The sequence below is a fragment of the Janibacter cremeus genome (assembly GCF_013409205.1).
GTDB classification, from domain to species: domain Bacteria; phylum Actinomycetota; class Actinomycetes; order Actinomycetales; family Dermatophilaceae; genus Janibacter; species Janibacter cremeus.
In genome coordinates this window covers 1,662,945-1,685,498 of sequence record NZ_JACCAE010000001.1, presented here as the reverse complement: position 1 = coordinate 1,685,498, position 22,554 = coordinate 1,662,945, and the positions used below count along the sequence as shown (strand labels likewise).

Sequence of the window (22,554 nt, the reverse complement as noted above, 5' to 3'; positions counted from 1 at the left end):
CCCACCGTCCTGTGGTGGCCGAGAGGTGCCCGCTCCGTTGGGGCCGAGTAAGCCGGTCACCCGGCCGGGCTCGATCTCCAGGGAGGTCGTCGTCAGGTGTCAGCGGGCCGGCTGCCCCTCGATGCCCACGAGCCAGGCACCGTCCGAGGGGGCACGGGTAACTTTCATCCTCTGAAACTGGTTGGCTTCCTCCTGGCCGTACGCGGTGACCATCGCGTAGCCGTCCGGGGCGACGACCGCGCCGGGGGAGAGTTTCCTTGACTCGGACATCAGCTCGTCACCGCTCGGCAGGTCGAAGATCCGGATGGATGTGTCCAGGTCGTCGTTGTCCTCGGTCCGGAACATCACGAGCAGGCGACCGCGGGGGTCGTTCGTCGAGATCCGGAAGTCGGCCGGGACGTCCACACCGCCGATCTCCTCGTCGGACAGGGCTTCGGTGATCGTCACGGACGCGCCGTCTCTGGCCAGCAGGTACCGGTCGTGGACCACGCTGCCCCCGTCGGGGACGAGCTGGTCTGGACCCACTGCGGGTGCGTGGACCTCGACGAAGCGTCCACCCCCGGAGTCGAAGAGGTGCACCGAGTCCCCACAGGTCAGCGCGAGGGTGCCCTCGGTCGCAAGGACCTCGCTGCCGCCCGGGTTCATGGTCGCTGCGTCGGCGCACTCGGTGCGGGCGACTCGGTCGCCGGTGCCCAGGTCCGTCACCACGGCCGTCTGCCCCGTCTGGCGCATGATGCGGTCGTCCTGGAGGGTGATCGACCCGTACGGGGCGTCCTGCCAAGCGGTGACCTCCGTGCCGTCGTCGATCGAGAGCACTCTCGCCGCGGTCTCCCCGGAGCGGATGATGACGTGGGACTGCTCGCCCAGGGTCTGAGGTACGGGACGCAGTCCTTCACTGGCGCAACCCCCTTCGACCTGGTGGGACCACGTCTGCCCGCCGTCGTCGAGGCGGAAGCCGGCCACCACCGCCACGGCGTCCGCGTCGGGGCAGGCCCGCAGGACGACGGTCGTGTCGGAGGTGGCGACGAGCTGCACGTCGATGGAGTTGAGGTCGGACCCGAGGGCGCCATCGGGGATCTCGGCGAGGGTCTCCCCCTCGCGGGATCGGACCACCAGGGGTAGGCCACCGTCCAGGTAGCGGCCGTCCTCGAGGATCCGGTCGGCATCGGCGAAGGAGCCCGTGTCGTGCGCTTCGCCCGTCGAGGCATGGCGCAGGACCTTGGCGGTGTCCTCCCCGGAGTCGACGTACCATCCGTCGGGCCCGAGGGTGGCACTCATCGTCTTGGCCGACCACAGGACGCGACCCTCGACGCCGTAGCGGGAGAGATTGGTGCTCTGGACGTAGATCGCTGCGATGACACCGATGACGGCCACGATGCCGACGACTCCGGCCACGTTCTTCCAGCGGCTGCCGCCCGAGCTCGTGCTCGCCTCGTCCACCGTCATCAGATGAACTCGAAGGGGTCGAACTCGTCGATCTCGATGACCCGGACGCGCGGCAGACGGCTCTTGAAGGCCGCGATGTCGTACTCCAGGTCGAAGAACTCCATGCCCGGAACGTCCCGCAGACCATTGGCCATGAACTCGCCGAAGCCGACGATGCCCAGCCGACGCCCCTCGTCCTGAGCGAGGTCCTGCATCTGCGGGGTGAAGTCGTTGTCGTGACTGACGAGCATGACGTCCGCGTCTCGCTCGAGGAGAGCCTCGGCGGTGCGCTGGATGGCGATGTCGACGACCTTGCCCTCGCCCCGCAGCGGCACCGGGCGGTAACCCATGGCCAGCAGCGCCTGGACGAAGGAGGCGGGCAGGTCACCGGCGACGGCGAGGAAGAACAGTCCCTTGACCGGCTGGTCCCATGCGGCCTCGGTGTACTCCAGGAGCTTGTTCCAGCGGGGGCGCTCCTCCGGCTGGGGGCGGCGGCCCAGGACGGAGACCCCGAGCGTGGCATCGATGTTCTCGCCGTCGACGAGGAGGTAGGTGCTGCGATCGGCCATGGCCCGACTCTATAGCGCCGGGCGGACCTCAGAAGTCGCCGGCAGTCTCCAGGGGGAGGTGCGCGACCCGCCCCAGGTGGACGCGTCGGACCAGCCGGATCGTCGGGCGGGCGACGAAGAGCACCGAGCCGATCGTGAAGAGCCACGTGGCGGCGTAGAGCGTCGACTCGGAGAAGAAGAGGATGCTGCCGACGAGGAAGAGCACCCCCGCGAGGAAGTCGTTGGTGATCGAGATCGTCTCGTAGACGCCGCGGATGCGCAGCTCCTCGTGTCCGATCGTCAGCGTCACGTTCCGGGGGGCTTCTCGAGTCATACCCCCATGATGCGCCGTTCGGGGCGCGGTGCGGGGGCCACTACGCTGGGTGGCGACGTCGACGAAAGGGGAGACCCATCATGTGCCAACCCGCCCGGTGCGCGAACTGCGGCAAGACCACTTGGACCGGCTGCGGCGAGCACGTCGCCGACGTGAAGGCGCAGGTGCGTGCCGAGGACTGGTGCACCTGCGCGCAGCCCGTGGCCAGCTGACGAAGGGCGTCAGTCCCGGCGGTCCTGCAGCGTCACCCTGACGGTGGGAACGCTGGAGTCGGCCCCGGCGATGGTCCACAACCGAGACAGGGTGGGCTGCAGCAGACGGTGGCCGAGCTGTTCGACGAGGACGGTGACCGCCTGCTCCTCGACGGGGGTCCGGCTGCGGGCGATCCCGTGCTCGCGCAGCGTGCGGGTCCGGGTGACCGTCTCCTCGATGAGCTTGCGGGCCAGTCCCACGTCGCCGGGGTCGGGCGTGACGACGACGCGGCGCAGGTAGTCGATCGCCTCCGGGTTGGCCTCGAACATCTGCGTGATCGCGTCGTCACGGGCTGTGGCGACCTGCACGGTGGACCCGCTGAGCGGGACGGAGTCCAGGGCCTGACTGAAGAGTGCGACGACGTGGTCGTCCACGCGCCCGTGCAGCCCCTCCTTGCCCCCGAAGTGGTGCACGACCAGCCCCGGGGTCACCCCGGCGACCCGGGCCACCTCGCGCAGGCTCGTCGCGGCGACGCCGCGCTCGCCGAAGAGATCCAGTGCCACGGTGAGGATGCGCTCCTTGGCATCGGCGGCGGCACCATTCGCGCGCACGGTCACGGGTCCTCCCTGGGTCCTGTCGTCCCTCGTGGTGTCGTCATGAACGTCACAGTGGCGAGACTATTGCACATGTGTTCAGCGGATGCGTAGGGTGCGAGACGAATCGCTACATGTGTATCCGAGAAGGAGAGCCGGTTCATGCCCGAGCAGCCCCAGGCCGTCATCTACGACGCCGTCCGCACACCCCGAGGGAAGGGCAAGTCGTCCGGCTCCCTCCACGAGGTCAAGCCGATCGATCTGACCGTCGGTCTCCTCGACGCCGTCCGCGAGCGCAACCCCGGCCTGGACGCCGCCCAGATCGACGACCTCGTCATGGGCATCGTCTCCCCGGTCGGTGACCAGGGCTCTGTCCTCCCGCGCATCGCCGCACTGAAGGCCGGCTACCCCGAGCCCGTCGCCGGCGTCCAGCTCAACCGCTTCTGCGGATCCGGCCTCGAGGCGATCAACCAGGTCGCGGCCCGCGTGCGCTCCGGCTTCGAGGACCTCTTCCTCGCCGGCGGCGTCGAGTCGATGTCCCGGGTCCCGATGGCCAGCGACGGCGGCGCCTGGGCGATGGACCCCGCGACCAACCTCGAGACGGGTTTCGTCCCGCAGGGCATCGGGGCCGACCTCATCGCCACCATCGAGGGCTTCGACCGAGCCGAGGTCGACCGCTTCGCCGCGCAGTCGCACGCCCGCGCCGCCGCCGCGTGGGAGAAGGGGTACTTCGACAGGTCAGTCATCCCGGTCAAGGACGCCAGCGGCATCACCATCCTCGACCGTGACGAGACCATCCGCCCCGGTACCAGTGCCGAGACGCTCGCCGGCCTGAAGCCCTCCTTCGCCGCCATCGGCGAGCACGGCGGCTTCGACCACGTCGCCCTGGAGAAGTACCACTCGGTCGACGGGATCAACCACATCCACCACGCCGGTAACTCCTCCGGCATCGTCGACGGTGCGTCCCTGATGCTCATCGGCAACGAGAGGACGGGCCAGGAGATGGGCCTGACCCCGCGCGCCCGCATCGTCTCCACCGCCGTCATCGGATCCGAGCCGACGATCATGCTCACCGGCCCGGTACCGGCCTGCCGCAAGGCCCTCGACCGCGCAGGTATGACCGCCTCGGACATCGATCTCGTCGAGATCAACGAGGCCTTCGCCGCCGTCGCCCTGAAGCTCATGCGCGACATGGGCTGGAGCGAGGAGCAGACCAACGTCAACGGTGGCGCGATCGCGATGGGCCACCCGCTGGGCGCGACCGGGGCGATGATCCTCGGCACGCTCGTCGACGAGCTCGAGCGCCGCGACCTCGAGCGCGGCATCGCCACCCTCTGCATCGGCGGTGGCATGGGCATCGCCACCATCGTCGAGCGCGTCTGAACCAGCGGAGAAGGAAGCCAGGAAACAATGAGCGAGAACATGATCCGTTACGAGCGCGACGACGCGGGCATCGTCACCCTGACGATGGACGACCCGAACGCGGGCGCCAACACGATGAACGAGACCTACAAGCAGTCGATGGCCGAGACCGTCGACCGCCTCGAGGCCGAGCGCGACGAGATCACCGGCGTCGTGCTCACCTCGGCGAAGAAGACCTTCTTCGCCGGTGGCAACCTCACCGACCTGCAGTCGGTGACCCAGGAGAGCGCGGGCGAGTTCTTCGAGGAGATCGAGGGCATCAAGGCCCAGTTGCGTCGCCTCGAGACCCTCGGCCGGCCGGTCGTCGCCGCGATCAACGGCGCCGCCCTCGGCGGTGGCCTGGAGATCGCGCTCGCGACCCATCACCGCATCGCCGTCGACGACCCGAAGATCAAGCTCGGCCTGCCCGAGGTCTCCCTCGGCCTCTTGCCCGGTGGGGGTGGCGTCACCCGCCTGGTGCGGATGCTCGGCATCCAGGAGGCCCTGATGGGCTGGCTGCTGCAGGGTCAGCAGCGCAACCCGGCGGCTGCGCTCGAGAAGGGCGTCGTCGACGAGCTCGTCGCGACCCGCGAGGAGCTCGTCCCCGCGGCCAAGACGTGGATCCGTGAGCACAAGGACGACGAGACCGCTGCCGTGAAGCCGTGGGACGTCAAGGGCTATCGGATCCCCGGCGGGACCCCTGCCGTGCCGAAGTTCGCCGCGAACCTCCCGGCCTTCCCGGCCAACCTGCGCAAGACGCTCAAGGGTGCCCCGACGAAGTCGCCGCGTGCGATCATGTCCGCCGCCGTCGAGGGCTCGCAGGTGGACTTCGACACCGCCAGCCGCATCGAGTCCCGCTACATCACCGAGCTGGCCGCCGGTCGTGAGTCGACCGCGATGATCCAGGCCTTCTTCTTCGACATGCAGGCCATCAACAGTGGCCAGCTGCGTCCCGAGGGGATCGAGCAGAGCAAGGTCGGCACGGTCGGCATCCTCGGCGCCGGGATGATGGGCGCCGGAATCGCATACTCGGCCGCCATGTCCGGTATCGACGTCGTCCTGAAGGACGTGTCCATCGAGGGCGCGCAGAAGGGCAAGGGCTACTCCGAGAAGCTGCTCGCCAAGCGCGTCGAGCGCGGCAAGATGGATCAGGACAAGGCCGACTCCGTCCTCGCCCGGATCACCCCGACCGCCGATGCGGCCGACCTGGCCGGCGTCGACGCCGTCATCGAGGCGGTCTTCGAGGACTACGACCTGAAGAAGAAGGTCTTCGCCGAGGTCGAGTCCGTCGTCGGCCCCGAGACGCTGCTGTGCTCCAACACCTCGACGCTGCCGATCACGAGCCTGCAGGAGTTCACCTCCCGGCCGAAGGACTTCATCGGCCTGCACTTCTTCTCCCCCGTGGACAAGATGCAGCTCGTGGAGATCATCCGCGGCGAGCAGACCTCCGACGAGGCCACCGCCCGGGCGATCGACATCGTCCAGCAGATCCGCAAGATCCCGATCGTCGTCGGCGACGGCCGCGGCTTCTACACCAGTCGTGTCTTCGGCACGCTGATCCTCGAGGGCGCCACCGCGCTCGCCGAGGGCGTCGACCCGCAGGTGGTCGAGCGCGCCGCGACCCAGGCCGGCTTCCCGGCGCCGCCGTTGGCGATGCTCGACGAGGTCTCGCTGACCCTCACCCAGCACATCCGCGCCGAGGCCGAGAAGGCCGCCGCCGCGGAGGGTACGACGCTGAGCAAGGGCCCGGGCGAGGAGCTCATCGACACGATGGTCGACCTCGGTCGCAAGGGTCGCGCCGCAGGCGCGGGCATGTACGACTACCCGGCCGAGGGACCCAAGGTCCTGTGGCCGCAGCTGCGCGAGCGCTGGGGTACGGGCACCGAGATCCCGTTCGAGGACCTGCAGGACCGGTACCTCTTCATCATGGCGCTGGAGACGGCCGGCTGCTTCGAGGACGGGGTCCTCACGGACACCGTCTCGGCCAACATCGGCGGCATCTTCGGTATCGGCTTCCCGCCGCACACCGGTGGTCCGGCGACCTTCATGACCAACTACGAAGGCGGTGCCCTGAGGAGCGACGAAGGAGCCTCGAAGGGGGGTCTGCCCGGCTTCGTGGCCCGCGCCAACGAGCTGGCCGACACCTACGGTGAGCGCTTCCGCCCCACCGCGTGGCTCACCGAGCGCGCGGCCAAGGGCACCCTCGTGGACGCCTCCGCCTGATGAGCACCACTGACCCGCTCGCCGGCGTGCGGGTGCTGTCGATCGCGATCAACCTGCCCGGGCCGGCCGCCGTCGCGCGGCTGGCCCGGCAGGGCGCGAGCGTGACGACGGTGCTGCCGCCCTCCGGTGACCCCATGGAGCAGTTCGCCAGGGCCTACTTCGACGAGCTGCACGTCGGGCAGGACATCCGGCGGGTCGACCTGAAATCGCCGGCCGGCCTCGCCGAGGTCGACGAGCTTCTCGCTGCCGCAGACGTCTTCGTCACCAGCTCCCGCCCGTCGGCGCTGCGCCGTCTGGGGCTGGACTTCGCGAATGTGCACGAGCGGCACCCGCAGGTCTGCCAGGTCGACATCGTCGGGTACCCCGGCGAGCAGGCCGAGGTCCCGGGCCACGACCTGACCTACCAGGCCGTGACGGGCATGGTCCGCGACGGCCGTATGCCCGCGACGCTCGTCGTCGACCTCGCCGGTTCCGAGCGGGCGGCGGCCGAGGCCAGCGCCGCGCTCGTCCAGCGTGGACGCACCGGCGAAGGGAGTCGCCGCGAGGTCCCGCTGTCGGACCTGGCGCACACGATGTCCCGGCCGGTCGCCCACGGGCTCACCGTCCCGGGCGGGCTTCTCGCCGGCGACCTGCCGGTGTACTCGCTCTACGCAGCGGCGGACGGGCACATCGCTGTGGCCGCGCTTGAGCCGCACTTCACGACGAACCTGCTCACCGCGCTCGGTCTCGCCCCGGAGGAGCTCACCCGTGAGCGTCTCGGTGAGGTCTTCGCCGGGCGCACGGCGTCGCAGTGGGAGCAGTGGGCGAGCGAGCACGACCTGCCGCTCGTCGCCGTCGCCGGCTGATCTTCCCCGGGTGGAGGTATCCCCGAGCCGATGGGCGCGCGGGATCACCTCGACCCGGGGGCGAAGGGGGCAGGGGTTGCTCGCCCTGCTGCCCGCTCCCGCTCTGCGCGCAGGGCCGGCAGGACGCACCACGCACCACCCAGGCCGATGACTCCGGCGACGGCCATGCCGATCTGGAGTGAGGTGTGGTCGGCGAGCAGTCCCAGGAGGGGACCGGCCGCTGCGAATGCGGCGGAAGCGACCATCGACGCCATCGACAGCACCGTGGCCCGGTTCCCGGCGTGGGCCTCCCGGTGCAGCAGCGCGTTGTAGACCGGCCCGCCGAAGCCGTGCATGGAGTAGGTCAGCAGGTGGGTCGCGATGAGGGCGACCGGACCGAAGGCGAGCCCCATGGAGATCGCGCCGAGGCTGGTCAGGATCCGCCCGACGATGGCCGTGCGGGCGACGCCGATCCGTAGGCTCATCCACCCGGACGCCTTTGCCCCAAGCGCAAAGACGAGCCAGGCCACGGCGGCGACCGGCCCGATGACGACGGCCGCCCGGGCCTCGCCGCCGACGAGCTCGGCCATCCGCGCGGGCATGAGTGCCTCGAAGCTGACCATGGACGTCGACCAGAAGAGTTCGACGAGCACGAGGTAGCGCAGCACGCGGTTCTCCCGCAGCAACCGCAGCCCGGACCGCACGACACCGGGGGCCCCGGCCACCGACGCGCGCGCCGCCGCGAAGCCTCGCTGGTCCAGCCGTGCCGGCTCGTGGAGCAGCAGCAGGACGGCGACGAGGTGCACGACGTTGAGGCCGACGAAGACGAGGATGGGCAGCCACAGGGCGGAGTGGCCCGCGATCGGGTGCCACGCCACGAGGGCGGACGAGGCCACGGCCCCGGTGCCCATCGCCAGGCCCATGGTGGTTCCCATCCGGGAGAGGTCCTGGTCGACGTCGGCGCCGGGCCGGCTCTGGTGGACCGTGTCGACGAACCACGCCTCGAGCGGCCCGGAGTCCAGGGCCCGGAAGATCCCGAGCAGCGCCGCGGCCAGGGCGAAGGTGGCCAGCGAGTGCGCGAGGAGGAAGCTCAGGGCCGCCAGGATGTTGACGATCCCGGCCACGATGAGGAGCGGACGGCGACCCAGGGCGTCCGCGATCCCGGAGGTCGGCAGCTCGAGGACGAAGATGCAGACGCCGGTGACCGCGCTCGCCGCGAGCGCCTGGGTCAGGGTCAGCCCGCGCTCGAGCATCCACAGCACGTGCAGGGAGACGACCAGGCCGATCGGCAGCCACCGCGTGAGCGTCAGGAGCAGCAGGACGCGCCGCGCCGCCTCGGGGGAGAGGTGGGTGGCTCCCTTCGCCTCACGCATCGCCATCACCCCAGGCGGGCTCGTCGGTGTCGACAAAGGTGGAGACGACGACGTTGAACCGGCGCTCACCCTCACCGACCGGTCCGGGAGGCCCTCCGTGCTCCTCGATGACCTCCCACAGCAGCGCCTCGAAACGACGCTGGATCTGCGTGGCCTGCTCGGCGGTGACGGCCACGGTCACGTCGCTGACCGAGGTGACGGCCCGCCATGGCTGGCTCTCGCCGCCGCGACGCTCGGCCGCGGCCTGCATGCGCTGTGCCTGCTGGCCGACGACGACGTGGTGGAAGGCGTCGGTGGCATCCCGCCCTTCGTCATCCGGGTCGACCGGCTCCGGGACGGAGGTCACCTGGCTGACCGCCTGCCACCACCGCTCGCGCTTGTTGCCCAGGCCGGGCGCCTCCTGGACGAAGCCGTGCTCGGCCAGCCGGCGCAGGTGGTAGCTCGTGGCCCCCGAGTTGAGACCCAGGCGCCGGGCGATCAACGACGCCGTGGCGGGCCCGAGCGTGCGCAGCAGGCCGAGGATGCGCATGCGCACCGGGTGGGAGAGTGCCTTGAGCTGGGTGACGTCCGGCAGGGCTGGGTCCATGACGACCAATGTAGACCGCAAAGGATCTTTTGCAAAGAGATGTTTGCAATGAGTGTCCCACCGGAGGAGGTCGCAGGCGTCGGGGCCGGACCATGCGCGTTAGTGTCGGGCCCATGTCCGCTCCGTCCTTCGGCGACCTCGAACTTCCGAGCCCGCTCGACGAGTACCGCGACGAGGTCACCCAGACCGAGGGCATCGACGAGGTCGTGACCCTCGACGGCGTCCGTGAGGCGGCCGAGCCGCTCGCCGGGGCGATCGACGCCGGCGGCCTGACCGGGATGCTCGCGGCCCGTGCCGCGAGCCGCCGGTTCGTCGAGGACGAGGGCATCACCTATGGGGCCGGTATCCTCTCGGAGGGCAGCGACCCGCCCGAGGGGCGCGCCGTCCCCACCGAGCCGCGCACCTGGGAGCTCGACCCCCTGCCGTTGACCCTCGGCGCCACGGAGTGGGGCCGGCTCGAGCAGGGCGTGCGCCAGCGGGCCGCGCTCATGGACGGCATCCTCACCGACCTCACCGGCGAGCAGCGGCTCGTGCGCGCCGGGATCCTGCCCGGCTCCGCGGTCTACGGCCACGAAGGATGGCTCCCGCAGGCCGACGGCATCAGGCTCCCCGGCCCGCGCCAGCTGGTCATGCCGGCGATGGACCTCGCCCGCGACGGCACCGGCACGTGGCGGGTCTTCGCCGACCGCACCCAGGCCCCCAGCGGCGCCGGCTACGCCCTGGCCAACCGCCGGATCACCGCCCGCGTCCTGCCGGACCTGCACCGACAGGTGGACCTCGCCCGGTTGCGTGCCTTCTTCTACCAGGTGCACAAGGCACTCATGGCCACCGCGCCGCCGACCGACGACGTCCCGCGCATCGTCATCCTCACCCCGGGAGCGCTCAGCGACGCCGCCTACGACGAGGCGCTGCAGTCGACCGTCCTGGGTGTACCCGTCGTCGAGGCCGACGACCTCGTCAGCCGCGACGGCCGGATCTGGATGCGCACGACCAGCGGCCTCTCCCCGGTCGACGTGATCATGCGACGGGTCGACGGTGGCGCCATCGACCAGCTCGACCTGCGCGGGGACTCGCGCCTGGGCCTGCCCGGCATGGTCGAGGCCGCCCGTCTGGGCCACGTGTCCCTGGTCAACCCGATCTCCTCGGGAGTCCTGGAGAACCCGGCCCTGATCCCCTACCTCCCGGCGATCTGCCGGTACCTGCTCGACGAGGACCTGACCCTGCAGTCGACGACGACGTGGTGGGCCGGCGAGCCGACGCACCTCAGCCACATCATGGCCAACCTCTCCAGCCTCGTGGTCAAGCCCGCCTCGCGCGGCGACGGCACCAACGGGGGCAACGCGGTCTTCGGCTGGGAGATCACCGCCGACGAGCGCGAGGACCTGGCCCGGCGCATCCAGGCGGAGCCGTGGAAGTGGACCGCCCAGGACCCGCTGACGATGTCGAGCGCCCCGGTCGTCACCGCCGGCGGGCTGGAGCCGCGCCACGTGGTGCTGCGTACCTTCGCCGTGGCCGACGAGGACGACTACGCCGTCCTGCCCGGCGGTCTGGGCCGCGTCGCCGTGCGCCCTGACTCCGGAGCCATCTCCAGCCTCACCGGCGCGATGAGCAAGGACGTGTGGGTCCGGGACGACTCCCTCGCGGATGACGAGGGGGAGGGTCTGGCCGTCCCCAGCCCGTTCGCCGGGGCAGCCGCCCTCGCCTCCGCAGCGCCACCGCCGCGGGTCGCGGCGGACCTGTACTGGATGGGTCGGTACGCCGAGCGCGCCGAGTTCGGCGCCCGTCTGCTGCGCGTGGCCGACAACCTCGTCGACGACCACGCCGCCCGTCCCGGCACGACCGGCCACACCGCGATGCTCGCCGTGCTCGAGGCCGTCACGGCCGTCGTGGCCCCCCGGCCCGCACTCGTGGGTGAGGACGCCCGCGAGCGACGCGATGACCCGCTGCCGCACCTGCGTGCCCTCACCCTCGACCCGCGGGTCGTCGGCTCGGTCGCCTACAGCACCCACCACGCCGTCATCGCCGCCCAGGCCGTGCGCGAGACCCTCTCGGTCGACACCTGGCTGGTGATGTCCCGCCTCGAGCGCACCCTGCGGCACGCCGTCCCCGACGACGACCTGCAAGAGCTGCTCATGGAGACCATCGAGGGACTCCTCGCGCTCGCCGGCATCGGCGTGGAGTCCCTCACCCGTGACCCCACCTGGGCCTTCGCGGATGCGGGCAAGCGGGTCGAGCGGGCCCAGCAGACGATCCGTCTGGTCACCTCGGTCCTCGCGGTCGAACGCGCCCCGGTCGTCGAGGGCACGACGACCGAGGCGGCGCTGCTGGCCGCGGAGTCGGTGATCACCTACCGACGCCGGCTCACCAGTGGTCTCGGCGGGTTGTCCCCGCTGCAGGCCGCCGTCGACCTGCTGCTGCGCGACGGGTCCAACCCGCGCTCGGTCGGCTTCCAGGTGAGCCGGCTGGTCGAGGACCTCGAGCTGCTGGAGGACGAGCGGGTGCTTCCGTGGGTCCGCGAGCTCGCCGAGCGCATCGACGGGCTCGACCTCGACGAGCTCTTCGCCGACGGGCGCATGCCCCTGTCGCGCTCACTCACCGGCCTCGGTGCCGACCTGCGGCAGGTGCACCGGACCCTGGATGAGACCTACTTCCAGCGCAAGGCGGCCGGCCGCGCGATCCAGTGGACGCAGTGGAGCAGCGGGGAGGGGTCCTGGTGAGCTCGACACCCGATCGTCCGCCCGCTCCCGAGCCGACCACGAGCGGTCCCGGGCCGACGATCACACCGGCGCACCACACCCGGCGTCGCTACGAGGTGCGCCACCGCACGACCTACACCTACCAAGAATACGTCACCGACTCGTACGGTCGGGCGATGCTGCGCCCCAGGGACACGCCGCAGCAGCGCATCATCGAGCACGACGTGGAGATCGTGCCCGAGCCGCACATCCACACCGAGCACGTCGACCACTTCGGCAACCACTCGAGCTTCTTTCAGGTGCGCACCCCGCACACGGTCCTGGAGGTGTCCAAGCGCAGCATCGCGGAGATCGACTGGCCGGCGCCGGACATGGGCCGGCTCGACGCGTGGACCGTCGCCGAGGCCGCCGCGGCGATCGCCGACGGCGAGGGCATCGACCGGGCCGAGGCGGCGCAGTACCGGCTGCCCTCCTCGCTGGTGGACATCGCCCCGGAGGTCATCGCCTACGCGGTGGGGATCCTGCCGCCCGACCGTCCCTTCGGCAGTGCCCTCGTGGCGCTCTACGCCGACATCTACCGTGACTTCGCCTACGCCAAGGGCGCCACGAGCGTGAAGACGACCCTTCCGGAGCTGCTCGAGGGTCGTGCGGGCGTCTGCCAGGACTTCGCCCACCTCGCCGTCGGGTGCCTGCGGGCCGTCGGGATCCCCGGTCGCTACGTCTCGGGGTACATCGAGACACGGCCCCCGCCCGGTGAGGTCAAGCTCGAGGGTTCCGACGCGTCGCACGCCTGGGCGGCGGCGATGACGCCGGAGGGCGATTGGGTGGACCTGGACCCGACGAACAACCACTTCGCCGACTCCCGCTACATCGTCACCGGCTGGGGCCGCGACTTCCGCGACGTCTCGCCGCTGAAGGGCATCGTCTTCTCCGAGGGCAGCGGCTCGACGCTGGACGTCGGTGTCGACGTCATCCGACTGGGGGCGGGAGACCCTCGGGAGAGCGGGCGCAACTGAAGTCGATGACGGCCAGTAATCTGGCGACCATGCCCACGACCGCCTTCGTCCTCGGTGGCGGGGGCGTTTTCGGGGCCACCCAGGTGGGGATGCTCCAGGCGCTCCTGGCCGCTGACATCACGCCGGACCTCGTCGTCGGGACGAGCATCGGTGCGGTCAACGGTGCCTTCGTCGCGGCGGACCCGACGGCGCAGGGCGTGGCCCGGCTCGAGGAGCTGTGGCGCGACGTCGTCCGCTCGGGGGAGATGAGCGAGAGCCCGGTTCGCCGGGCGGCCCGCTTCGCCAGGTACGGCACCCACGTGATGCGAAGGGGGTTGATCCCCGACCTCGTCGACACACACCTGCGTGTGGAGACCTTCGAGCAGCTCGCCGTCCCCTTCCAGTGCGTCGCCGCGGAGATCGAGGGCTCCGCGTCACGCTGGTTCACCGCGGGCCCTCTCGCGCAGGCCGTCGCCGCCAGTTGCGCGGTGCCCGGACTCTTCGCCCCGGTGGAGATCGACGGTGCCCACTACTACGACGGCGGCCTCGTCCACTCCATCCCCGTCGGACGGGCGATCGCCCTGGGCGCCACGCGGATCCACGTGCTCCAGGTCGGTCGGGTCGAGCAGCCACTGAGCGTGCCGCGCAACCCGCTGGACGTCGGTCTCGTCGCCTTCGAGATCGCTCGCCGCCACCGCTTCGTCGAGGAGATCGCCGAGGTCCCCGACCACGTGCGGCTGCACGTGCTGCCCAGCGGGATCGACCGCACACCGACGGCCGCGCTCGGCCAGGGATCGGTGGCCGCGGTCGAGGACCGGATGATGCGTTCCTTCGATGCCGCGAGTGCCTACCTGGAGGGAACCACCTCGTGAAGATCACCTCGCTCCCTTCGCTCCCGGCGCCGCCGTACTGGTTGCGTCTGGTCCTGCAGGCGATCGTCCCCTTCGTCGGGATCTTCTTCTCGCTCGTCTTCGTCGTCGTCGCGCCCTTCATGCTCCTGCTGTGGCCGTGGGACCGCCACCTTGCCCTGCTGCGGTGCCTCTTCCTCGCGCTGTACGTCATGTGGGAGGACATCGGGCTCGTCGTCGAGTGCTGGTACCTGCGGCTGCGCTCGCCGCGGGGAAACAGCCCGACGTGGGACGAGGACCACCTCGCCCTGATCCGCCAGGCACTGAACAACATCATGTTCACCGCCGGCAAGGTCGTCGGCTTCAAAGTCGACGTCGAGGGGATCATCACGGTTGGTCGCCCGGGTCACCCGCTGGTGGTGATCTCCCGGCATGCCGGCCCCGCCGACTCCCTCGCGATCGCGTGGCTGCTCGCGTCCACGGCCGGGCGGATCCCGCGGATCGTCCTCGCCGACGTCATGCTGTGGGACCCGGGCATCGCGATGGTGCTGCAGCGTCTGGACTCCTACTTCGTCCCCTCGCGCTCCGGTGCCGGCGACGACCGTTCCCGCGGGGTCGCCGAGCTCGCGTCGACGTTGTCGGACAAGGACGCGATGCTGATCTTCCCCGAGGGGCGCAACTGGGCGCCCGACCGGCACGAGGGCCTCGTGGAGCGTCTGCGGGCGCGCGGCGAGCACGCCCGCGCGGACCGGGTCGCCTCGCGCCCCTGGGTGCTCGAGGCGCGCTCGCGCGGGGTGGCCGCCATCAGGGAGAACGCGCCCGAGGCCGACGTCATGGTCGTCGCCCACACCGGCCTGGACATGCTCACCGGACCGGGTCCGGTCATCCGGGCCGTACCCTTCCGCAACCGGTTGCTCTTCCGCGGCATCACCTACCGCAGCGAGGACGTGCCGACCGACCCGGACGAGGTCGCCTCGTGGTTGGACGCCGAGTGGGACGAGGTCAACGGCTGGGTGGACGCCCACGTCAGGCAGCGTGAGCAGTCGTGAGGCGACGCGCGGCGACGTTCAGCCCAGAGGCGGTGGTGGCGGCGGCCGAGGCGGACAACAAGGTCCACCGGTGGCCGCTCACGCCGCGGATCACCCGGTGGCTGCGGACGAAGGGCGCATCGGCGCGCCGGGCCGGGTTCGAGACGGACCGGGCCGCGCGGGGCGTACAGGTGACCGAGCGCCCCGACGGCCACCTGCTGATGACGGTGGCTGCTCCGCCATCGCCCGGGGGGCCGGGAAGAACCGGTATGGCCGGGAAACCTGACACGGGCCGGGCTGTGTCCCGGTCATCCGCGGACGACCCGGCCGACCCACGGGATCCCGGCCACAGCGAAGGGGGCGACCCTGCGCCCGAGGCGGACGGGGTCTGGGTGCTGTGGATCCACGGCGGCGGCTTCTGCTGGGGCAGCGCCCGGGACGGCACGGGGCTGCGCTTGGCCGAGGGACTGGCCCGGCCGGTCGTCTCGGTCGAGTACCCGCTCGCGCCCCGGGCGCGCTTCCCGGTCGCGATCGACGTCTGCGTCGATGCCTATCTGGCCGGAGTCGCCGAGCGCGGGCCGCGGGTGCTGCTCGGTGGCGTGTCCGCCGGTGCCAATCTCGCCCTCGGCCTCCTGCAACGCATCCGGGCCCGCCGTGCGAGCGGCGAGGACATCCCCCTGCCCCTCGGCCTGGTGGCGCTGACCCCCTTCGGCGACCTGGCGGGCGAGGGGGACTCCTACCGCGTCAACGAGGGGCGCGATGCCTACATCCGCTGGCGTGGTCAGCAGCAGAAGTTCGCCCGCGCCTATGCCGGCGCTGCCGACCTGCGCGACCCGCTCGTCTCGCCGGTGCACGCGGACTGGAGCGGGGAGGCGCTGCCGCCGGCCTTCTTCTCCAGCGGAACCCGTGACCTCTTCCTCTCCGACGCGGCACGGATCCACACCGCGTGGCGGGAGGCGGGCGGCGAGGCGGACCTCGACCTGACCGAGGGCATGTGGCACTCCTACCTGTCCGACCCCCGCCTGCCGGAGTCGCGGGCGCTGATGGCCCGGTTGCTGCGCTGGTGCGAGGAGCGCCTGGCGTAGCCCGCAGTGCGTCAGGCCGGACGCGGTCCGCGCTCAGCCGTCACCGAGGGCGCGCAGCCGCTCCAGCCACCGACGGGCCTCGAGGAAGGCCTCGTCGGTGGTGATCGGGTCGACGGTGATGTCGGCGCCGGAGGCCGCGGGGTAGGAGCCCAGGAAGCGCAGGTCCGCGCACACGCGGTGCAGGCTCATCAGCGCCGCCCCGACGCGCTCGTCCTGCACGTGGCCCTCGAAGTCGATCGAGAAGCAGTACGAGCCCATCGAGTCCTTCGTCGGACGTGACTCCAGGCGGGTCATGTTGATGCCGCGCACGGCGAACTGCTCGAGCAGCTCCAGCAGGCCACCCGCGCGGTCGGTGCGCTGGTAGAGCACGACGGTCGTCTTGTCCTTGCCGGTGGGGCTGGGCTGCCAGTCCGGACGCGAGACGATGACGAAGCGCGTCACCGCGCTCGTCATGTCGCCGATGTCGTGGGCGAGGACCTCCAGCCCGAAGCGCTCGGCGGCCACCGGCGCGCAGACCGCGGCCTGGTAACCGAGGTCGTCCGGGTGCTCGGCGAGGTCCTTGGCGGCGGAGGCGGTCGACAGCGTCGGCACGTAGACCGCGCGCGGGAGGGTCTGGTCGGCCCAGCCGCGCACCTGCGCCCACGCGTGGCTGTGGGTGCCGATGGCGCTCACGTCCTGCAGTCGCGTCCCCGGACGGGCGCACACGACGAAGGTGATCGGCACGAGCACCTCGCCGACGACCACGAGCGGGTCCCCGGAGGCGAGGGCGTCGAGCGTGGCCGAGACGCCCCCTTCGACGGAGTTCTCGATCGGGACGACCGCGGCGTCGACCTCACCGGAGCGCAGCAGCTCCAGCGCGGCATCGACGGACCCGCACGGCACCTGCCTGCCCCCGGCCGAGGGGGACCACTGCATCAGCGCCTGCTGGGTGAAGGTGCCCTCAGGGCCGAGGTAGGCGTATGCGTAGCGGGTCATGGTGCCTCCAGTGGATGCTGAATCGATGGCCGGGTACTTCGGGTCAGGCATCGGCCGAGCCCGTGCGGGCTGCGGCGAGCGCCTGGCGCTCCTCGGGGGTGAGAGTGGCGTCGGCGTCGCCACCGACGACGCCCTTGGCGTAGGTGCGCGACTCCCCGCGCCCGTGGATGCTGCTCATGACGAGGCCGTCGCCGGTGTCGTCGATGATCGCGGCGGAGAAGGACAATCGTCCGCCCATGTCGCCGAAGGCGTCGTAGCGCACGACCGCCACGTGCCGCAGCGCCTGGCCGATGTCGTGGCGAAGCGAGGCCAGATCGCCCTCGCCGACGGGGGACCGCGCCTCGAGCTCGACCACCCGGGTGGTGAGCGTGCGCAGCCGCAGCAGCGCCATGGCCGCGAGGGCCAGGGTGACGACGAGCCCGCACAGCAGGGCGATCTCGACCACGGTCATGCGCTCACCCTAGCGACGGGACGGTCTCGGCTTCCGCTGGAGCCCGGGCAGGTGCGAAGGGAGCGGGCCGGTCTGCGCAGGAGCCCGGACGGTGGCGTGATCAGCGCAGGGTGACCTGGCGGGAGAGCAGGCCGTTGCGCGCGCGACGCTCGTCCGGGGTCAACTCATCGGTTGCCGCGAGCGCGTCCGCGTACCGGCTGGTGAAGTCGGCGATGACGTCCTCGTGGTCGGCCGCCTCGGTGTCGGCCGGTACCTCCCAGACCGGGACGAGCAGGCCGCCGGCTCGGAAGGCACCCAGGAGGCGGCGGTCCTCGCCGAGGTGGGCCTCCCCCTTCGCGTGCAGCCGGGCCAGGGCGGTCGTCGCCGCGTCCTCGTCATCGGCCAGGACGTGGCGGATGTAGGTGCGCTCACCGATCCGGCACCAGTACGTGGCCGGGGCGCTCTCGATCGGGGTGGTCGGGACGACGCTCTCGTTGGCGCGCTCGAGCGAGTCGGCGGCCTCGCCGGTGACCTCCTGACCGTCCACCCAGAAGTCGAAGCCCTCGTGGATCGTGACGTCGAAGTCGGCGCTGGTGTCGAGGAGGTCCTGCAGGCGCGGGGTCTGCGCGCTCGCGCGGGGCACCTGGGTGACCGGCGCGCCCGGCTCGGCGGCGAGGGCGGTCAGCAGCGCCTGCGCGAGGTCACGACTGGGGTCGCCGCTCGTGGAGCCGGACTGGCTGGCGATGAGGACGCTGCCGTCATCGCGCCGCAGTGCGGGCCAGGCCATCGGCAGCACCGTGGCCAGGGTGACCGTCTGCGGAGAGCCCTCGGGGACCGCGTCCGCCCTGAGGGTGAGGGTGGCCGTCGCGGCCGGAAGGATCTCGTGGGCGGCGACCCAGTCGGCCTCGCCGGGCAGTCCCGCGAAGGGGCGTGCGGTGTATGGCGCGGGGGCGACCTTGGTCTTGCCCGCGGCGTCCTTCTTGCGTCGTGAAGCCTTTCCCATGGCGGTCAGCGTAGGGCTTCCGCGCGGCGCGAGTTGGGTCGGACCACTCTCGCAGGGACAATGAGGAGCGGAGGGGGGCGACATGACACGTGACGATGGGAGTTCCACGGTGGGCCAGGGACGCACGGCAGCGCCTTCGACGGGCACTCTGGACAGCTTCGGCGGCGAGATCGGCCGCGGTCAGGCGCGCACCATCCGCGCCCGGTGGGAGCTGCAGACCGTGACTCGCACCCGTCAGGCCGTGGCGCAGGACCTCATGGCCCGCGGCGTCGACGATGAGGTCGTCAGCGAGGCCGAGCTGGTGACCACGGAGCTGGTGACCAACTCGCTGCGCCATGCGACGCCGCTGGCGGACCGCACCGTGCGCATCCACTGGAAGGCCCGCGGCAACTGTGTCGAGATCGAGGTCAGCGACGGAGGGTCCGACACGCAACCCGCACCCGCCCCTCGAGCGATGTGGGCCACCTCCGGCCGCGGTCTGCGGATCGTGCGCAGCATCGCCCACGAGTGGGGCGTACAGCGCGACGAGAAGCAGACCACCGTCTGGGCCGCCCTCGGGGGGCCCTCGCGCCGTCGCGTCGGTTCCTGAATCGCCCCCGACCTAAGATCACCGCATGACGTCCTCCCTTCCGTCCCTGTCCAATGCGTCCGGCAGACCCACCACCCTCATCGTGGGTCTCGTCCTCGCGGTGCTTGCCCTGCTGCTGTGCGTTGGCGGGGCCGGGTTCCTCTTCCTGGAAGTCCAGGACGTCACCGACGAACCCGTGCACGAGGGCAGCCACACGATCCAGCTCGAGGCTGGTGAGTCGACCGCTGTCTGGTCGAGCCACGCACAGGCCACCTGCTCCGTCGCCGGCCCGGACGGCCCGGTCAGCGACTCCGGGACCGCCTCGCAGACCGTCACCTTCGGCGGCCAGGAGCTGCAGCGGATCTTCGCGATCGATGCCGGGAGCGCCGGTTCCTACGCGATCTCCTGCTCGGCGCCCTTCATCGTGGCGGACAGCCTGAACATGGGTGCGTTCGTCCCCGTTGCCCTCGGGTCCGGCCTGTGCTGCTTCAGTGTCTTCGTCATCATCGTCGGACTCGTCCTCTGGCTCTCGAAGCGCAAGGGCGGGACGGCCGCTCCCATCCGCGAATAAATCGGTGGCGGTCACCGGGGCGCAGGTGCCACCGTCGAGAGATGGCGATCACCTCCACGACCGGCCTCGTCCCGCTCGGCTGGGACGAGGCGGCCGCCGTGGCCTTCGACGAGGCGGTGAGGCAGTCCCCCTTCGCCCTGGTGCCGGGACGGGTCGGCCGCGTCGACCGCGGTCGGGTCACGGTCCACAGCGCCGACTCCACCGTGACCGCCCTGGTGCGACTGCCCGCCGGGAGCGAGCTGGAGAACGCGCCGACGACCGGTGACTGGGTCGGCCTGGAGCGCCGCGACGACGGCGACGTGGTGCGCACCGTCCTGCCCCGCCGCAGCGCGATCGTGCGCCGGGCGGCCGGGGAGCGCTCCGACGCGCAGGTGATGGCGGCCAACCTCGATCGCGTCCTCGTCGCCGTGCCCTTCGAGGCCCGGATCAACCTCTCGGCGATCGAGCGCTACCTCGTGCTCGCCTGGGAGTCGGGAGCCCAGCCGCTCGTCGTGCTGACGAAGGCCGACCTCGCCTACGACCCGGATGCCGGACGCGACGAGGTCGAGGCGGCCGCGCCCGGCGTCACCGTACTGATCGCCTCGGCCGAGACGGGTGAAGGCATGGACCTCGTCGCCGAGACGCTCGCCGCGGGCACCACCGCCCTGGTCGGGCAGTCCGGCGCCGGCAAGTCGACGCTCGTCAACGTCCTCGCCGGCCGTGCCGCCCAAGCCGTGTCCGACACCCGCCAGGACGGCAAGGGGCGGCACACGACGACGGCGCGGGAGCTCGTGCCGCTGGCGCACGGTGGTGTCCTCATCGACACTCCCGGTCTGCGGTCGATCGGTCTGCACCAGGACGGCGAAGGGGTCGCCCGCACCTTCCCGGACGTCGAGGAGCTGATCGCGGCCTGCCGGTTCAACGACTGCTCGCACGAGTGCGAGCCCGGGTGCGCCTTGCGGGAGGCCCTCGCCGACGGTCGGCTGGTGGAGCGCAGGTGGCACAGCTGGCGGAAGTTGCAGCGGGAGGCGGAGTGGATCGCGACCCGGGCCGACCCCCTCGCGCGAGCCGCGGCCCGCAAGCGGTGGGCGGCCACGGGTCGTGCCGGGAAGGCTCGCGCGGCCCTGAAGCAGGGGCGCGATCCCTTCGCCTGAGGACGGCGCGACGGAACCCGCCAGGTCCGTCCCGCCGCCGGCGGCCGCACGTCCCCGGGCGCCTCGGTAGCATGCGTAGGCCATGCTCAGTGCCCTCACCGCCGCCCCGCCCATCATCGACTGGGCGGAGATCGGGCACCGTCTCGGCACCGACCCGACGCAGGCGCTGGCCGTCGTGCTCTCCGCGGTGGGGATCTACCTCGCCTTCCTCGTCCTCGTGCGGGTCTTCGGGGTGCGGGTGCTCACCGGGATGGGCACCTTCGATGTCGTCGTGGTCATCACCGTCGGCGCCGTCGCGGGACGCGTCATCCTCGGCCACCCGCCGACGCTGGCTGCCGGAGTCATCGGGCTGACCTGTCTGTTCGCGATGGAGGCGGGTTTCGGGGAGATTCGTCGCACGGTCAAAGGCGCCCGGTGGGTCAACTCGGGACCGGTGCTGCTCATGGCGGGTGAGGAGACGCTCGAGCGCAACATGCGCTTCGCCCACGTGACCCAGCGCGAGCTCAACGCCGCGCTGCGGCACTCGGGCGTGCGCCACCCACGCGAGGTCGCGTGTGTCGTCTTCGAGTCCACCGGACGGATCAGCGTGCTGCGGCGCGGTATGCCCCTGGACCCCGCGCTCGTGGCGTGGGTCAGGGACTCCCACCGCATCCCGCCGGAGTTCTTCGAGGACTCGTAGCGAGGGAGAGGTCAGAGCACGTCGTGACCGGGGTGTCCCCCCTTCGCCATGGCCTCGGCGATCTCGAGGGCGGGACGCACCCGCGGGGTCCTGGGGATGACTCCGAGACGGCCGGCCTGGAAGTCCTCGAAGGCCGTGACCAGCTCTGCGCGGGAGTTCATCACGAAGGGGCCGTATGCGGCGACGGGCTCGCGGATCGGACGGCCACCGAGGAGGACCACCTCGAGGGAGGGGCTGCGGGAGTCCTGCTGGTCGTCGGCCGCGATCTCCAGGGCGCCACCGGCACCGAAGTCGACCAGTTGGCCCTCGCGGACGGGACGACGCTCCGGCCCGACGACACCGCGCCCGGAGAGGACGTAGGCCAGGGAGTTGAAGTCCTCGCGCCACGGCACGTGCAGCCGGGCACCGGGCGCGATCGTCGTGTGGATCATCGAGATCGGCGTCGTGGTGATCCCGGGGCCCTGATGGCCGTCGAGCTCTCCGGCGATGACACGGATGAGTGCGCCACCGTCATGACTGGAGAGCAGGCCGACCTCGCCGGAGCGGATGTCCTGGTACTTCGGGTCGGTCATCTTCTGGTGGCTGGGCAGGTTCACCCACAGCTGGAGGCCGTGGAAGACGCCGCCGCTGACGACGAGCTCCTCCGGCGGGGCCTCGATGTGCAGCAGGCCCGACCCGGCCGTCATCCACTGGGTGTCGCCGTTGGTGATCAGGCCGCCACCGCCGTGGGTGTCCTCGTGGGCGAAGGTCCCGTCGATGATGTAGGTGACGGTCTCGAAGCCGCGGTGGGGGTGCCAGCTGGTGCCGCGTGCCTCGCCGGGCGCGTACTCCACCTCACCCATCTGGTCCATGTGGATGAAGGGGTCCAGGCGGGCCATGTCGACGCCGGCGAAGGCCCGGCGGACCGGGAACCCTTCGCCCTCGTGGCCCTGCGGCGCGGTCGTCACCGACAGCACCGGGCGCGAGAGCGTCTCGGGCAGCGGCTGGCTCACGCGGGGGAGGGTGAGGATGTTGTCCACGGTCACGGCGGGCATGGTGTGCTCC

23 protein-coding genes are annotated in these 22,554 nt (G+C 71.4%); 13 read left to right on the top strand and 10 right to left on the bottom strand.

The genetic code is table 11. The features are described 5' to 3' along the window. Positions 1-99: 99 nt before the first annotated feature. The 3 genes from BJY20_RS07970 to BJY20_RS07960 are packed head-to-tail and all read right to left on the bottom strand — an operon-like array spanning position 100 to position 2,307. Positions 100-1,446, bottom strand: coding sequence for a hypothetical protein (locus BJY20_RS07970; RefSeq protein WP_185991042.1), 1,347 nt, complete (start codon positions 1,444-1,446; stop codon positions 100-102). After that, on the bottom strand, positions 1,446-1,994 hold the full coding sequence (locus BJY20_RS07965; protein ID WP_185991041.1) for an NYN domain-containing protein: 549 nt from the start codon (positions 1,992-1,994) through the stop codon (positions 1,446-1,448). Before BJY20_RS07965 ends, BJY20_RS07970 begins: the two co-directional genes overlap by 1 nt. A 28-nt stretch (positions 1,995-2,022) precedes the next feature. After that, the gene (locus BJY20_RS07960) at positions 2,023-2,307 is read right to left on the bottom strand and encodes a YrhK family protein (protein WP_185991040.1); all 285 of its coding nucleotides are present in this window, start codon (positions 2,305-2,307) and stop codon (positions 2,023-2,025) included. Positions 2,308-2,387: 80 nt separating this feature from the next. Between BJY20_RS07960 and BJY20_RS16295 the strand changes: the two genes are divergently transcribed. Next, positions 2,388-2,519 (top strand): hypothetical protein, encoded by a 132-nt coding sequence (locus BJY20_RS16295; RefSeq protein ID WP_281366029.1) that lies wholly within the window; start codon positions 2,388-2,390, stop codon positions 2,517-2,519. 9 nt (positions 2,520-2,528) lie between these two features. Here BJY20_RS16295 and BJY20_RS07955 read toward each other — a convergent pair whose 3' ends face one another. After that, the gene (locus BJY20_RS07955) at positions 2,529-3,116 is read right to left on the bottom strand and encodes a TetR family transcriptional regulator (protein ID WP_185991039.1); all 588 of its coding nucleotides are present in this window, start codon (positions 3,114-3,116) and stop codon (positions 2,529-2,531) included. A gap of 138 nt (positions 3,117-3,254) precedes the next feature. Here BJY20_RS07955 and BJY20_RS07950 point away from each other — a divergent pair, with 138 nt between their 5' ends. Genes BJY20_RS07950 through BJY20_RS07940 form a run of 3 tightly spaced genes read left to right on the top strand, consistent with a single transcriptional unit; the run spans position 3,255 to position 7,561 of the window. Next, positions 3,255-4,475 (top strand): acetyl-CoA C-acetyltransferase, encoded by a 1,221-nt coding sequence (locus BJY20_RS07950; RefSeq protein WP_185991038.1) that lies wholly within the window; start codon positions 3,255-3,257, stop codon positions 4,473-4,475. Between the two features lie 27 nt (positions 4,476-4,502). Beyond that, on the top strand, positions 4,503-6,716 hold the full coding sequence (locus tag BJY20_RS07945; RefSeq protein WP_185991037.1) for a 3-hydroxyacyl-CoA dehydrogenase NAD-binding domain-containing protein: 2,214 nt from the start codon (positions 4,503-4,505) through the stop codon (positions 6,714-6,716). Continuing rightward, entirely contained in the window at positions 6,716-7,561 is an 846-nt protein-coding gene (locus tag BJY20_RS07940; protein ID WP_185991036.1) for a CoA transferase, read from the top strand. Before BJY20_RS07945 ends, BJY20_RS07940 begins: the two co-directional genes overlap by 1 nt. Positions 7,562-7,605: 44 nt before the next feature. Here the strand turns inward: BJY20_RS07940 and BJY20_RS07935 are convergent, their stop codons facing one another. Together BJY20_RS07935 and BJY20_RS15690 are read right to left on the bottom strand one after the other, a co-directional pair. Continuing rightward, entirely contained in the window at positions 7,606-8,913 is a 1,308-nt protein-coding gene (locus BJY20_RS07935; RefSeq protein WP_343062813.1) for an MFS transporter, read from the bottom strand. Beyond that, complete coding sequence (locus BJY20_RS15690; RefSeq protein ID WP_221935276.1) at positions 8,906-9,499, bottom strand: ArsR/SmtB family transcription factor; 594 nt, start codon at positions 9,497-9,499, stop codon at positions 8,906-8,908. The genes BJY20_RS07935 and BJY20_RS15690 overlap by 8 nt, the downstream gene beginning before the upstream one ends. Positions 9,500-9,612: 113 nt before the next feature. Here BJY20_RS15690 and BJY20_RS07925 point away from each other — a divergent pair, with 113 nt between their 5' ends. From BJY20_RS07925 to BJY20_RS07905, 5 genes are read left to right on the top strand one after another with little or no spacing between them, the layout of a single operon-like run. Next, positions 9,613-12,216, top strand: a complete 2,604-nt coding sequence (locus BJY20_RS07925; RefSeq protein ID WP_185991034.1) for a circularly permuted type 2 ATP-grasp protein — start codon at positions 9,613-9,615, stop codon at positions 12,214-12,216. Beyond that, the gene (locus BJY20_RS07920) at positions 12,213-13,211 is read left to right on the top strand and encodes a transglutaminase N-terminal domain-containing protein (RefSeq protein ID WP_185991033.1); all 999 of its coding nucleotides are present in this window, start codon (positions 12,213-12,215) and stop codon (positions 13,209-13,211) included. Before BJY20_RS07925 ends, BJY20_RS07920 begins: the two co-directional genes overlap by 4 nt. 29 nt (positions 13,212-13,240) lie before the next feature. Next, entirely contained in the window at positions 13,241-14,062 is an 822-nt protein-coding gene (locus tag BJY20_RS07915; protein ID WP_246297131.1) for a patatin-like phospholipase family protein, read from the top strand. Continuing rightward, entirely contained in the window at positions 14,059-15,087 is a 1,029-nt protein-coding gene (locus BJY20_RS07910) for a 1-acyl-sn-glycerol-3-phosphate acyltransferase (RefSeq protein ID WP_185991031.1), read from the top strand. The genes BJY20_RS07915 and BJY20_RS07910 overlap by 4 nt, the downstream gene beginning before the upstream one ends. Further along, entirely contained in the window at positions 15,084-16,151 is a 1,068-nt protein-coding gene (locus tag BJY20_RS07905; RefSeq protein WP_185991030.1) for an alpha/beta hydrolase fold domain-containing protein, read from the top strand. Before BJY20_RS07910 ends, BJY20_RS07905 begins: the two co-directional genes overlap by 4 nt. A 33-nt stretch (positions 16,152-16,184) precedes the next feature. Here BJY20_RS07905 and pheA read toward each other — a convergent pair whose 3' ends face one another. From pheA to BJY20_RS07890, 3 genes are all read right to left on the bottom strand, one after another. After that, on the bottom strand, positions 16,185-17,126 hold the full coding sequence (gene pheA, locus BJY20_RS07900; protein WP_185991029.1) for a prephenate dehydratase: 942 nt from the start codon (positions 17,124-17,126) through the stop codon (positions 16,185-16,187). A gap of 43 nt (positions 17,127-17,169) precedes the next feature. Then, complete coding sequence (locus BJY20_RS07895) at positions 17,170-17,577, bottom strand: DUF4446 family protein (protein WP_185991028.1); 408 nt, start codon at positions 17,575-17,577, stop codon at positions 17,170-17,172. Between the two features lie 100 nt (positions 17,578-17,677). Beyond that, positions 17,678-18,559, bottom strand: a complete 882-nt coding sequence (locus BJY20_RS07890) for a DUF5926 family protein (protein WP_185991027.1) — start codon at positions 18,557-18,559, stop codon at positions 17,678-17,680. Between the two features lie 82 nt (positions 18,560-18,641). On the opposite strand from BJY20_RS07890, the gene BJY20_RS07885 reads away from it, so the two are divergent. From BJY20_RS07885 to BJY20_RS07870, 4 genes are all read left to right on the top strand, one after another. Continuing rightward, positions 18,642-19,148: an ATP-binding protein gene (locus tag BJY20_RS07885; RefSeq protein WP_185991026.1), complete on the top strand. Its 507-nt coding sequence runs from the start codon at positions 18,642-18,644 to the stop codon at positions 19,146-19,148. A gap of 25 nt (positions 19,149-19,173) precedes the next feature. Beyond that, complete coding sequence (locus BJY20_RS07880) at positions 19,174-19,698, top strand: hypothetical protein (RefSeq protein ID WP_185991025.1); 525 nt, start codon at positions 19,174-19,176, stop codon at positions 19,696-19,698. 41 nt (positions 19,699-19,739) lie between these two features. Continuing rightward, a complete protein-coding gene (gene rsgA, locus BJY20_RS07875; protein WP_221935275.1) occupies positions 19,740-20,831 on the top strand; it encodes a ribosome small subunit-dependent GTPase A in 1,092 nt (363 codons plus the stop codon). 82 nt (positions 20,832-20,913) lie between these two features. Further along, entirely contained in the window at positions 20,914-21,510 is a 597-nt protein-coding gene (locus BJY20_RS07870) for a DUF421 domain-containing protein (RefSeq protein WP_185991024.1), read from the top strand. An 11-nt stretch (positions 21,511-21,521) separates the two neighbouring features. On the opposite strand, the gene BJY20_RS07865 is transcribed toward BJY20_RS07870, so the two are convergent. Further along, entirely contained in the window at positions 21,522-22,544 is a 1,023-nt protein-coding gene (locus BJY20_RS07865; protein WP_185991023.1) for a pirin family protein, read from the bottom strand. Positions 22,545-22,554 lie beyond the last annotated feature (10 nt).